Annotated in this window: 9 protein-coding genes; 5 read left to right on the top strand and 4 right to left on the bottom strand. The window is 62.0% G+C overall.

Annotation, left to right across the window (positions count from 1 at the left end; all coding sequences use genetic code 11):
• Positions 1 to 222 precede the first annotated feature (222 nt).
• Entirely contained in the window at positions 223 to 1,971 is a 1,749-nt protein-coding gene (locus L1P05_RS06490) for a penicillin-binding transpeptidase domain-containing protein (protein WP_015461297.1), read from the top strand.
• A gap of 424 nt (positions 1,972 to 2,395) precedes the next feature.
• Positions 2,396 to 4,009, top strand: a complete 1,614-nt coding sequence (locus L1P05_RS06485; protein WP_012848179.1) for a phosphoethanolamine transferase — start codon at positions 2,396 to 2,398, stop codon at positions 4,007 to 4,009.
• 51 nt (positions 4,010 to 4,060) lie between these two features.
• Here the strand turns inward: L1P05_RS06485 and L1P05_RS06480 are convergent, their stop codons facing one another.
• The 3 genes from L1P05_RS06480 to pgtP all read right to left on the bottom strand — a co-directional run bounded on the left by L1P05_RS06480 (position 4,061) and on the right by pgtP (position 6,601).
• Positions 4,061 to 4,639: a hydrolase gene (locus L1P05_RS06480; RefSeq protein ID WP_015461295.1), complete on the bottom strand. Its 579-nt coding sequence runs from the start codon at positions 4,637 to 4,639 to the stop codon at positions 4,061 to 4,063.
• Between the two features lie 335 nt (positions 4,640 to 4,974).
• Entirely contained in the window at positions 4,975 to 5,166 is a 192-nt protein-coding gene (locus L1P05_RS06475; RefSeq protein ID WP_015461294.1) for a hypothetical protein, read from the bottom strand.
• 40 nt (positions 5,167 to 5,206) lie between these two features.
• On the bottom strand, positions 5,207 to 6,601 hold the full coding sequence (gene pgtP / locus L1P05_RS06470; RefSeq protein ID WP_012848177.1) for a phosphoglycerate transporter PgtP: 1,395 nt from the start codon (positions 6,599 to 6,601) through the stop codon (positions 5,207 to 5,209).
• A 392-nt stretch (positions 6,602 to 6,993) separates the two neighbouring features.
• Here pgtP and L1P05_RS06465 point away from each other — a divergent pair, with 392 nt between their 5' ends.
• Genes L1P05_RS06465 through pgtA form a run of 3 tightly spaced genes read left to right on the top strand, consistent with a single transcriptional unit; the run spans position 6,994 to position 11,472 of the window.
• Positions 6,994 to 8,226 carry an ABC transporter substrate-binding protein gene (locus tag L1P05_RS06465; protein ID WP_012848176.1) on the top strand — a complete coding sequence of 411 codons (1,233 nt, stop codon included), beginning with the start codon at positions 6,994 to 6,996 and terminating at the stop codon, positions 8,224 to 8,226.
• Positions 8,223 to 10,250 (top strand): two-component system sensor histidine kinase PgtB, encoded by a 2,028-nt coding sequence (pgtB, locus tag L1P05_RS06460; protein ID WP_012848175.1) that lies wholly within the window; start codon positions 8,223 to 8,225, stop codon positions 10,248 to 10,250. Before L1P05_RS06465 ends, pgtB begins: the two co-directional genes overlap by 4 nt.
• A complete protein-coding gene (pgtA, locus tag L1P05_RS06455) occupies positions 10,237 to 11,472 on the top strand; it encodes a two-component system response regulator PgtA (RefSeq protein ID WP_012848174.1) in 1,236 nt (411 codons plus the stop codon). The genes pgtB and pgtA overlap by 14 nt, the downstream gene beginning before the upstream one ends.
• Before the next feature lie 28 nt (positions 11,473 to 11,500).
• On the opposite strand, the gene ansP is transcribed toward pgtA, so the two are convergent.
• Complete coding sequence (gene ansP, locus L1P05_RS06450; protein ID WP_012848173.1) at positions 11,501 to 12,961, bottom strand: L-asparagine permease; 1,461 nt, start codon at positions 12,959 to 12,961, stop codon at positions 11,501 to 11,503.
• Positions 12,962 to 13,050: the final 89 nt, after the last annotated feature.

Here is a 13,050-nt window from a genome sequence, read left to right as displayed (position 1 = left end):
GCGCCGACCGCGTCGCGGACATGCCTGGCCGCGCGAGCGCCCTCCTACGTTTCCCCCTACGACGCGCCCCCTGAGGGCGCGCACATGTTGTTTTTTACGGCTATTTATTTCAATTTTGTCTTTATTACGTATAAATGTTTCTCCGCGCAGATCCAAGGCGTCAGCTAATTTATAGTGCTATGAATTATCATCATTTTGTTGTTCTTCGTTGCAGACTACTTTATGCGCAAAAAAAGCCCTCAAACAGGCAAAGTCAACTATTTTGCAGGCCGTTTTGTGCTGATTTACATTGGCATTGGCGTTTTTCTGTTATTACTGCTGCTGCGCGTGGGCTATCTGCAGTTAATGAAGCAGCCCCAGCTGGAAAAAGAGGCCGATCAGCGCTCGCTGCGCGAGCTGGTCACCCACCCGCTGCGCGGCACCATTACCGATCGCAACGGACAGCCGCTGGCGGTCAGCGTCGCCTCTAACGATGTGATCGCCGACCCGGTGCGGGTGCTGGAGCACGACCCCCAGCTCAGCAGCCCGCAGTGGCGCTATCTGGCCAACGCGCTGTCACAGCCGCTGGAGAGCATCCGCGACAAGATCCTGCAAAACGGCCAGCGCCGCTTTATCTACCTGGGCCGCCAGGTCGAGGCCGAGATCGCGGGCTATATCGCCAAGCTGCACATCCCCGGCGTCTCTACCCCGGACGACGCCAGCCGCTACTACCCGATGGGCGAGGCGGCGGCGCCGCTGATCGGCATCGTCGGGCTCGATCAGCAGGGGCTGAACGGCATCGAGCACGGCTTTAATAGCCTGCTGCAGGGCAAGCCGGGCTACCGCCTTTACCGTAAGGATCGCTATGGTCACGTCGTCGGCCTGATGGAGGACGATCCGGCCCAGCAGGCGCCGACGCTGCCCCTGAGCATCGATCGCTATATGCAGTACGCGCTCTACTCCCACCTGCGCGACGGCGTGCTGCGCAATCAGGCCGACTCCGGCGCCGCCGTGCTGGTAGATGTAAATACCGGCGAGATCCTTGGCATGGCCAGCTATCCCTCCTTCAACCCCAACAACTACCAGGGGGTGGCCCAGCAGGACATGCGTAACGTCGCTATCTCCGACAGCTTTGAGCCCGGATCGACGGTGAAGCCGCTGGTGGTGATGGCGGGCCTGCAGCGCCACCTGATCCGTCCGGACTCCGTCATCGATACCATGCCGTATCCGGTTAACGGCCACCTGATCCGCGACGTCGGCCACTGGTCACGCCTGACCATTACCGGCATTCTGCAAAAATCCAGCGATATCGGGGTATCCCACATCGCGCTGGCCATGCCCGCCGATGTGCTGGTCAACCTCTACCATAGCTTTGGGCTCGGGGTCTCCACCGCGCTGGGCATCAGCGGCGAGAGCGGCGGCTATTTCCCCCTGCACCGCCAGCGCTGGTCAGACATTGAGCGCGCGACCTTCTCCTTTGGCTACGGTCTGCGTATCACCCCCCTGCAAATGGCGCGGGAGTACGCCACCATCGGCTCCTTTGGCCTGTTCCGCCCCCTCTCGATCACCAAGGTCACGCCGCCGGTGATCGGTACCCGGGTGATCGACGCCAACATCGTCCGAACCGTGGTGCATATGATGGAGAGCGACGCCCTGCCGGGCGGCAGCGGCGTGGCGGCGGCGGTTCCCGGCTATCGCCTGGCGATCAAGACCGGTACCGCAGAAAAAATGGGCAGCGACGGGAAATACGACGGCGGCTACATTAACTATACCGCCGGCGTCGCGCCGGCGAGCAATCCGCGCGTCGCCCTGGTGGTGATGGTTAACCACCCGACCGCCGGCAAGCACTTTGGCGGATCGGTAGCCGGGCCTATTTTTGGCCAGATCATGGGCGATATACTGCGCCATATGAATATCGCGCCCGATGCGCTGACCGATCAGGCGATTACCCTCAACCGCGATCCGATCGGTGCGCAACAGCCTGGTACATAAGATTTTTTTATCTTATAATTGGCATATGACAGGCGAAATGGCGCCTGTCATCGTCTCTGCGCGGTGATCCTCGACGGGCGCGGCGCTGCGACCGGCGCGATCTCGACGGACGCCGCCGCGCGGGGGACGATGGGCCCGACGATCCCTGCTAACCTACGCGCGCGAGCCCCGGCGGCAAGCGCGCGCACGTTTATCGGACTCAGCCTAATGTATTTGTTCGGTTTATCACATATTGTATGCCGGATATCTGTTGCTATTCGTACCAGCTCAGATTATCTTCAAGCTGCCAGTTCGGACCGAATCCGACACTCCGGATCCCCCTTCCAGCGGCAGCTCTGTCGTACACTATGTCCTCTTGCCGGAGCGTGGGGGGATTCATCACGGTGAACCGGGATCACCAGCGCATCTTGTTCAGAAAAAAACCATGAAGCCAAAAGAATTACTGTTACGCGCAAAAAGCGGCTGCGGCGAATTGTTGACGCCCTACCCGCTGCTTTACGTTATCCTCGCTGCCCTGATCAACCTGGGATTGGGCTACCGCTTTAGCGTTATCTATGCGCTGGGACTGGCCGGTATTTTCCTGCTGCTGGCGCACTATCTGCCGCGCACGCAGCGAGTGCTGCTGTTGATCTGTACCCTGGTCGCCGGACTCTACTACCCGTTTGGCCAAGTCTTTGGCCCGCCCAACTTCAACTCGGTGCTGGCGCTCTACTCCACTAACCCGGAAGAGGCCGGCGAGATGGCGCAGATCTTCCCCTTTTGGGACTATCTGATCGCCCTGTTTATTCTGCTGCTCGGCGGCGTTCTGGCGTGGCGACCGATACCGCGGGAAAAATCCTGGGGATTGCCCAAAACGCTATACCTGCTGCTCGCCCTGTGCGGCCTGCTGCTGACGCCGGTCACTAACCTGAGCGCCGGCGGAGCGTTCCAGCTGAACGACACCGGCTACCCGGTCGTACGCTTTATTGAAGACACCGCCAACGGCAAGCTGGAGGTCGATCGCGAGATGGCCCGTATGCAGACGCTCTCCTCCGTCGCCGACAGCTGGCACGTTACTTCGGTCAAGCCCAAGCATCAGATCTACGTGCTGGTGATTGGCGAAAGCGCGCGCCGCGATGCGCTCGGCGCCTTCGGTGGCAAGTGGCCCACCACCCCCTTCGCCAGCCAGGTCAACGGCGTCTTCTTTAACGACTATCTCTCCGCGGCCCCCTCGACCCAGAAATCCCTAGGCCAGACGCTGAACCTGGTGCGCAACGGACAGGCCGAGTATCAAAACAGTATTATCACGCTGGCGCAGAAGGCCGGCTTCCGCACCTTCTGGTTCTCCAATCAGGGGCAGCTGGGCAAATATGACACCATCGTCGCCAGCATCGCCAAGCGGGCCGACGAGGTTCGCTTTCTCAAACAGGGCGATTTTGAAGACGGTAAGTCCACCTCTGACATGGATCTGCTGAACTTTACCCAGCAGGCGCTGGACGCCCCCGCGAAGGGGCCGAAGCTGATTGTCTACCATCTGATCGGCTCCCACCCCAAAGCCTGCGATCGCACCAATAACCACTTCACCACCTTCGTCCATACGAAGGAGACCTCCTGCTATCTGTACAGCATCACCCAGACCGACCAGTTCCTGAGTGAGCTGTACGGCCAATTGAGCAAGAGCGGGCAGAACTTCTCCATGATCTACTTCTCCGATCACGGCCTGGCCTTCCATGAAAAGGGCACTCGCAGTGAGTTTTTGGCGCACCACGACCGTTACCGTCAGGACTACCAGGTGCCGCTGATGATCCTCTCCGCCGATGACGAACGCCGTACCGTGATCAAGGCGCGCCGTTCAGCCCATGATTTCCTGCACCTGTTCTCTGACTGGACCGGGATCAAGAGCGAGGAGATCGTCGACCGCTATCGCTTTATCTCTGGCCAAAAAGCCATTCCGTCGAAGGTGATGGTGCAGAACTTCGCCCTGAAGCAGGTTCCCTACGATAGGCTGGAGGACGATCCGTTTATCGTCCAGGACTCCGCGGCCCAGCGCCGCCAGTAAACCTCAGAGCGCGCTGCGTCCGCACCCGGCGCAGCGCGTAGCCTGCGATAGTTATGCCACCGCTCCCAGCGCGGCGAATAGCGCCGCGCTGTGCGACACCCGCGCGATCCGCGGGAAAATATAGCGAAAGCTATGGCGATGCTGCACCTCATCCGCCGCCGCGCAGAGATCCTCCGCAATCCATAGCCCATAGCCATGCTCCCAGGCGCTGCGCGCCGTCGATTCGACCCCGATATTGGTCGCGATCCCCCCCAGCACCAGCGTATCGATGCCGCGGCGACGCAGCTGCAGATCCAGCTCGGTGCCGTAAAAGGCTCCCCACTGATGCTTAACGATCTGAATATCCTGCGCCTGGGGCGTCAGCGCCGCCGGGTAATCCCACCAGTTTTCCGCCCGCGGTCCCCCCGGCGCCGGAGCATCGACCGGCTGACGCAGGGCGTCGGCGCCAGAGGCGCTCCATCCCACGCGAACCAGGATCACCGGCATCGCCCGGGCGCGGAACGCCGCCGCCAGCGCGGCCGCGCGGGCGACCACCTCGGCACCGGTATAGGGCGCGGCGGCGACGGGCAAAATCCCCTGCTGTAAGTCGATCAGTACCAGGGCCGTAGTGGCCGGATTAAGCTGTAGCATCATGACGCTCCTCATGGCGGTTCGCGCGGCGATCGACGCATCGCCACCTGCAGCACAGTGTAACCAAGGCCGCGGAGGGATGCGTATCGCTCGCTCGCCATTGTGTTAGCAAATGTGAGTCGGGCGCGGCGCCAGGGGGAGCCGACCCTGCCAGGCGTTGTCAGGCTGACGCAGCAGCGCATCGTGCGCCGAGCGACGCCACGAGCCACCACGCGAGCGCGGCGATTTGCCGCCGGGGGGCGGCCGCAGGCCGCAGGTGAGCCGCGGCAGCGGTGGCGAAAGGTGAAAAGCACAGCGCCCGTCGAATGACGGGCGCTGAAAGGTGGCGTTATCGGTTAACAGTCGGCGGTCAATGGCTGATCCTGGTAACCGTGTATCCTGGCATCGGCCAGGCAGTCCCGGCGCCGGGGGAAAAAACCCACCGAGTGACGCACGATATACCCGGTGGGCGCCACCACGCACCAGCCCCACTGGCCACATGCGTTGGTGTAAAAGCGCCAGAAATTGTCCTCTGTTGCAAAGTACATATCGACCTCCCGGTTCGCCCGTACGGTGTCGCCCGCGTCGTTACTCCGCGGCGGGCCGCAGCGTCATCTCCGGCGCGGCGTCATTCAGCGCCTGCTGACGCTGACGCTCCAGCTCCAGCGCCCCGCGGTGAGACAGGATACAGAACAGGATGCAGCACACCACCCCGCCCATCAGCAGATAGAAACCGCCGTGCCAGCCGAAGCGGTCTACCATCACACCAAACAGGCTGGTTCCCAGCGACGCACCGAAGATGTAGCTCATGAAGCCGCGCAGTCCAACGGCAGAGCCAACGGCAAAGCTGGGGACGATCTCCATGGTCTGCACTGAGGCCAAAAACTGCGGTACATAGATCAGGCAGCCGACGATGGCAGCAAAGACGGTGACAACGGCCAGCGAGTTGCTCTGCCAGTAGCCGATCAGGCAGACAAAGATCATCGCCATGCAGATGATGGCCAGCGGCATACGACGACCGTGGAACAGCTTGTCGGTCAGCCACCCGGCCAGCAGGGTTGACGGGATCGCCGCCCATTCAAAGAACAGGAACGCGATGCTCATCTGCTCCTTGCTGAAGTTTTTCTCCGTCAGCAGGTAGATGGGGAGCCAGCTGATCATGCCGAAGCGCACCATATAGACGAACACATCGACCATCGAGATATACCAGGCATTTTTATTCTTCAGCACGTAGGTGCAGAAGATCTGGAACGCCGTCATATTTTCCGGTGCATGGGCCTGAGCATGCCCCTTCAGCACCACCTTCTCCTCTGGCATCATCTCATCCAGCGCCGGCAGCCCCTCTTTCTTCGGTGAGCGCTTACCCAACAGCAGCACTACGCCGGCAAAGAGTACGGCGATGCCGGCTGGGACCATATAGCTGGCGCTCTGCCAGTGTTCATTGCCCAGCATGGCAAAGGCGACGCCGATGATCGGTGCCACGATGCCCCCGCCCACGTTGTGGGAGATATTCCAGAAGGCACCGACGCGGCCTCGCTCACAGCGCGGGAACCAGTTGGCAATGGTGATAAAGGAAGGGCCGACCCCCATCCCCTGGAACAGGCCGTTACAGACCACCAGCGCAACAAACAACCAAAAGGCGCTGCTAAATCCCAGCCCCACGTTAACCAGCGCACACATCACCAGGCCGCAGGCCATAAAGATTTTCGGGTTGGCTTTATCCGCCAGGCTGCTCATCACCCCTTTGCTAATGCCGTAGGCAATCAGCATACAGCTACTTAATAAGCCAATTTGGGTTGCACTTAAATCCAACTGCTCTTTCAGATAAGGCGTAGAAAGCGTAAAGTTATTACGCACAATATAATACGCCATATACCCCAGGAACACGCTCATTAACGCCTGGACTCTATAGCGTTGATAGGTCGCAGCGACCTTCTCCGGCGGCACCCGCTTTGCCGCGCTGTGGCTATTCAATGATTGCATATTATCACCCGTTATTTTGTCGTCTGTCAGAGAGGTATTGCTATTTGTGCTGGTAATAATGCGCAGATAAAGGCAAGGCGGCAAGCCAGGTAAAATGAGTCAGTTTTGACACAAAATAGAATATTCAGGTGCCATTTTGACTCAAACCAAATAACATTAGCGGTTATCAGCTGACTTATTTCCACACAGCGGTTAGGATTGCCGCTATTATTTGAGTCGATTAACAGTATCGACTATGTCCTGCGGATAATATAGCGCCATGTTACGCCGCTTTATTCACCAGCCAGCGCATTGGTCCATTCAGGCAAGTTTGCCCCAAATGCCTCAGCACACGCTCGGCGGCTTTATTTTAAAACCATGAATATGATCACACTTGTCCGTAGGAGTGCGCCATGTACCGCGCCTGTCTAACCCTGATAATACTGCTGTCGCTGCCCCTTACGCTGCAGGCCAAACGCAGCGAACTGGTCATGGCGACCACCTTCTCGCCCCAGGCCACGGCCTACATTATCAGCCGTTGGCAGCATCAGCCGGGCGCGGTGCCCATCCGCACCATCAACCGCACCAGCGCATCGCTGGAGCAGCTGCTGGACAACCTTAACGATGGTCATATCGATCTGGTGCTCACCTCCTCGCCGATGCTGCTGCAGCATCTGCAGGATCACCATCGTCTGGCGCCCATCGACGCTCAGCCGGCCGAGCTGCAGCGCCAAATTCCCGAATCGATCCGCGCGACCTCGGTGGCGGTGGCGCTCTCCGGCTTTGGTCTCTTGATCAACCGCAGTAATCTGGCGGCCCAGCACCTACCGCCGCCGAAGGATTGGGAGGATCTCACCCTGCCCCAGTACCGCGATATGCTGTTAATGAGCAGCCCGTCGCGATCCGATACCAACCACCTGATGATCGAGTCCCTGCTACAGCAGTACGGCTGGGAGCGCGGGTGGCAGATCCTGCTGATGGCCGCCGGCAACCTCAGCACCATCTCCTCGCGCAGCTTTGGCGTCGCCGATAAGATCCAGACCGGTCTCGGCACCCTCGGCCCGGTCATCGACAACTATGCCCAGATGCTCAGCACCGACCCCCATCTGACGTTCCACTATTTCCCGCACAGCGTCGCCGCCCCGACCTACGTGGCGGTCACCCGCGACGCGCTCTACCCCGGAGAGGCCCGGCGCTTTATCCGCTTTCTACTCAGCCCCGACGGCCAGCGCGCCCTGGCCGACACCAACACCGGAAAGTATCCCATTGTCGCCCTGCCGGGCAACTCCGCCCGCGCTCAGCAGCAGCGGCGACTGCTGGCGCAGCCGCAGATGGACTACCGCCTGATCCTGCTGCGCCAGCGTCTGGTTCAGGCGCTGTTTGACACCGCCATCAGCTTCCGGCTGCCGCAGCTCAAGGATGCCTGGCGCGCCCTGAACGCCGCCGAAGCCCGGCAGAAACATCCGTTGCCCCACATTCGCGCCCTGCTGACGGCCATGCCGATCAGCGCCGCGCAGAGCGAAGACCCGACGCTGCTGGCGCAGTGCAGCAGCCGGGCTGGATGCGAACAGCTGATGATGGAGTGGCAGCAGTTTTTCCACCAAAAGCAGCGCCAGGCGATTAATCAGCTGGAAAACCTGAAATGAAGCGGTTGCTGCGTCAGGCCCGCCGCCTAAGCATCAGCGCCAGCCTGCAGATCGCCTTTCTGGCCAGTGCGCTGCTGACCCTGTTTGTCAGCGCCGTCAGCCTCTACTCTTGGCATGCGCAGAGCTCCCAGGTGCGCTATACCCTGGATGACTATTTCCCGCGCATTCAGTCCTCGCTGGTGATCGAAAACGCCCTGAATACCCTGGTCGATCAGCTCAATGAGTTTGTTCTGGCGCCCGATACCAGCGTGCGTCTGCAGTTCCGCCAGCAGATCGTCAGCCACCTGACGCAGATCGAACGGCTCAGCCACCGCCTGGAGCCGGGAGAGCGCCATCAGCTGGCCGGGATCCTGCAGCAGAGCCGCCAGCTCCTCAGCACGCTGGACAATGCGCTCTACACGCTGTTTTTGGCGCGGGAAAAGACCAACGAAGTCGCCGGACGCATTACCTGGCTGCACGATGACTTCACCACCGAGCTGAACTCCCTGATGCAGGACTTCAGCTGGCAGCAGGGCGCGCTGATCGATCAGATGGAGGGGCGCGACGCCGCCACGATGCACCGGCTACAGCAGCGTCTGCGGGCGGTGCAGCAGGAGCAGCAGCAGGTGTATGCCCTGGCCCGCCTGGAGAATCAGATAACCAACGATCTGCGCGATCGGATAGGCGAGCTGTACAACAGCGACAACGGCGCCATCAATATGGACGGCCACCGGCGCTACCTGGAGTACCTGCGCAACAGCGCCGCCGAAATCATGCAGCCCCTGACCGCGCTCCCCAGCACGGTAACCCTGCGCCAGACCATCGACGAGCTGTTGGATATTGGCCTCGGCGCAGGGAAGCTTCCGGCAACCCTGGCCGACTATCAGCAGGCGCGTAACGCGCTGCTGCTGGCGACCCAGCAGAAAGAGCGCACCCTCAACAGGTTCCGCGCCGTGCTGGAGCAGCAGCTGGATACCAGCCACCGCCGGATGCAGACGTTTAACCAGCGGCTGGAGCATATCATTCGCGTCAGCGGCCGGCTGATCCTTATCGCGACCCTGCTCTCCCTGCTGCTGGCGCTGCTGCTGAGCTACGGCTTTATCCGTTCACGGCTGGTGAAGCGCTTTACCGCGCTGAGCCAGGCCGTAGCGCGCATTGGCACCGGCGATCGCACCACGCGGATCCCGGTGTACGGGGTCGATGAGCTGGGGCGTATCGCCCGCCTGCTGCGCCGCACGCTGAGCCAGCAGCACCGCCAGCAGCGCCGCCTCGAGCGAGAGGTCGCCGAGCGTAAAGCGATAGAGCACCATCTGCGCACCACCCAAGATGAGCTGATCCAGGCCGCCAAGCTGGCGGTGGTCGGCCAAACCATGACCACGCTGGCCCATGAGATCAACCAGCCGCTGAACGCCCTGTCGATGTATCTGTTCTCCGCCCGCCGGGCGTTGGAGAGCGGCCAGCAGGCGCAGGCCGAAGCCACGCTGCAAAAGTGCGATGGCCTGATCGGCCGTATGGATGCCATTATCCGCTCGCTGCGCCAGTTTGCCCGCCGCGCCGACGATAGCCCCCTGCACCCGCTCGCACTGCGCCAGGCCTGGCTTAGCGCGTGGGAGCTGCTGGCGCCGCGCCACCGGCGCCTACAGGCACAGCTGACGCTGCCGGTCGATGACGTCTGGATCCGCGCCGATGACGTCCGCCTGCAGCAGGTGTTGGTCAATCTGTTAACCAACGCGTTGGACGCCGCCGAACAGCCGATGCACATAGAGGTGAGCTGGCGCCAGAGCGCGGGACGCCTTGAGGTCACGCTGTGCGATGACGGCCCCGGCTGGCCGCTGGCGCTGGCGCACCGACTGCTCAAACCCTTTACCACCAGTAAACAGGTGGGGCTGGGAATCGGCCTCTCCATCAGCCAGTCGCTGATGGAGCAGCTGGGCGGCGAGCTACGTATCGCCTCCGCCCTGCCGCACGGCGCCTGTATCCTGCTCTGTTTTACCCTGGCGGACGCCCCGCCGCATCTGACGGAAACCCTGAATGCTGACCAGTGAACACGCCATTTTATTGATTGATGACGATCCCGACGTACTGGACGCCTATACCCTGCTGCTGACGCAAAGCGGCTATGCCGTTCACGCCTGCGCCGATCCGCTGCAGGCGCTGGCCATGATCCCCGATGATTGGCCCGGGGTGATTCTCAGCGACGTCTGTATGCCGGGCTGCTCCGGGATTACCCTCATGGAGCGCCTGCGCACCCGCGATAGCCAGCTGCCGGTCCTGCTCATCACCGGCCACGGCGACGTCCCGATGGCCGTCGAGGCCGTCAAAAAAGGCGCGCGTGATTTTCTGCAGAAGCCGGTCGATCCGGCGCAGCTGCTGGCGCTGACGCAGGCGGCGCTCTGCGAGCGGCGATCGGTGATCGCCCGCCGCAAGTGGCAGCGTCACCAGCTGCAGACCGAGCTGGTCGGACGCAGCGAATGGCTGCGTCAGATGCGTACCCGCCTGCAGCAGCTGGCGGAGACCGATCTGGCCGTCTACTTTTACGGCGACCCCGGCAGCGGCCGAACCCTGTGCGCCCGCCATCTGCACCGTCTGAGCGCACGCTGCGAAGGCGCCTTTATCGTGCATCAGGCCGGCGACGACGATATCCAGCGCAGCATCGACCGGGCTCACGGCGGAACGCTGCTGATCCCGCACCCGGAGCGCCTGAACGAAGCCGCGCAGTACAGCCTGGTGCGCAGCCAAAGCCACGAGCCGCACGCCTTTCGTCTGCTGGCCATCGGCGAGGGACCGCTGGTGGAGCACGCCGCGGCGCAGCGTATCCTGCCGGATCTCTACTACTGCTTCGCGATGACCCAGTTGGCCTGCCCGCCGCTGTCCCAGCGGCCGGACGATATCGAACCGCTGTTTGAGCACTACCTGCAGCAGGCCTGCCTCCGGCTCAACCATCCCCGGCCCATCCTGCCCGCCAGCCTGCGCAAAAGCCTGCTACAGCGCCACTGGGCCAACAACGTCCGCGAGCTGGCCAATGCCGCCCAACTGTTCGCCGTCGGCGTGCAGCCGCTGGCGGAGGTCGCCTGTCCCCAGGTGCACGAAGCCAGCCCCACCCCCCTTGACCGACGCGTCGAAGAGTATGAGCGTCAGATCATCACCGAAGCCCTCAACCTGCATCAGGGGCGAATCAATGAGGTGGCGGAGTACCTGCAGATCCCGCGCAAGAAACTGTATCTGCGAATGAAGAAGTACCACCTCGATAAGACCCACTACCGCTGAGGGGCTCAGCCCGCGGGCGGCGTCGACGTCACTCCTCGCAGCCGGCGGGCAGGATCGGCGCGCCGTCCTGCCGCTCGCGACGGCGTAGCCCGCGCCAGCCCAGGGCCAGCAGCAGCGCCAACAGCGGCAGCGTGGCGACCGTCCAGGTCCCGTTCGGATAGTCACAGGCCATCAGCACCACGACCCCCAGCAGAAACGCCAGCGTCAGCCAACCGGTAACGGGGGCTCCGGGCATACGGAAAGCCACCGGCTTGGCTCGTCCGGCGCGGATCGCCTGACGCAGCTTCATCTGACAGACGATGATAAATGCCCAGGAGGCGAGGATCCCCAGCGAGGCCACGTTGAGCACGATTTCGAATACCCGGGTCGGCAGCAGATAGTTAAGCACCACGCCCACCACATACAGGGCGACGGTGGCCAGAATGCCGGCATAGGGCACCGCCTGAGCGCTCATCCGAGCCATAAAGCGCGGCGCCGAACCGCCCATCGCCAGCGATCGCAGGATCCGGCCGGTGCAGTACAGCCCAGAGTTTAGGCTGGAAAGCGCCGCCGTCAGCACGACCAGGTTCATCAGGCTGCCGACGTAGGGCACGCCCAGGCGAGAGAAAAAGGTGACAAACGGGCTCTGACCGGCCTGATAGGCATTCCACGGCAGCAGACAGACCAGCAGCAGGACGGAGCCGACGTAAAACAGGCCGATACGCCAAATGACGCTGTTGATCGCCCGGGGAACCAGACGCTGCGGATCGCGACACTCACCGGCGGCGGTACCGACCAGCTCGATCGAGGCGAAGGCGAAGACGACCCCCTGGATCAATACCAGCGCCGGCAGCACGCCGTGCGGAAACAGGCCGCCGTTATCGGTGATCAGATGCAGCCCGGTGGGGTTCCCCGCCAGCGGGCGGCCGCTGCCCAGATACAGGGTACCGACCAGCAGAAACAGAACGATAGCTACCACCTTAATCAGGGCGAACCAGAATTCCATTTCGGCAAACCACTTCACGCCGATCATATTCATGGTCGCGACCAGCGTCAGCGCCATCAGGGCAAAGAGCCACTGCGGCACCTCGGCAAAGGCGCCCCAGTAGTGCATATACAGCGCGACCGCGGTGATATCGACGATGCCGGTCATCGCCCAGTTGAGAAAATACATCCATCCGGCCACGTAGGCCGCCTTCTCCCCCAGAAACTCCCGCGCATAGGAGACAAAGCTGCCGCTGGCCGGGCGGTGCAACACCAGCTCGCCCAGCGCGCGCAGGATAAAAAACGAAAACAGCCCGCAGATCAGATACACCAGCGCCAGTGAAGGCCCCGCCGCCTGTAGACGCCCGCCGGTGCCCAGAAACAGCCCGGTACCAATGGCGCCGCCGATGGCGATCATCTGGATCTGCCGCTTGCCCATCCCCTTCTGGTAACCCGCCTCATGGGCGTCCAGCGCGCGCCGCTGCCGCTCTCTCTGCGCCTCAGCGCCATTCCCCTGTAAATCCATTCTTTAATAACCTATTTTTTGTCTGTTTGTCATGCCCGCGCCGAGATCGTCCCGACGCGCGACACGCCGCTCCCAGGCCTCTCTGTGCC

Source organism: Edwardsiella piscicida (assembly GCF_021733145.1).
Classification (GTDB): domain Bacteria; phylum Pseudomonadota; class Gammaproteobacteria; order Enterobacterales; family Enterobacteriaceae; genus Edwardsiella; species Edwardsiella piscicida.
Note: the sequence above shows the minus strand (reverse complement) of the source record. Positions and strands in the feature narration are given on the sequence as shown.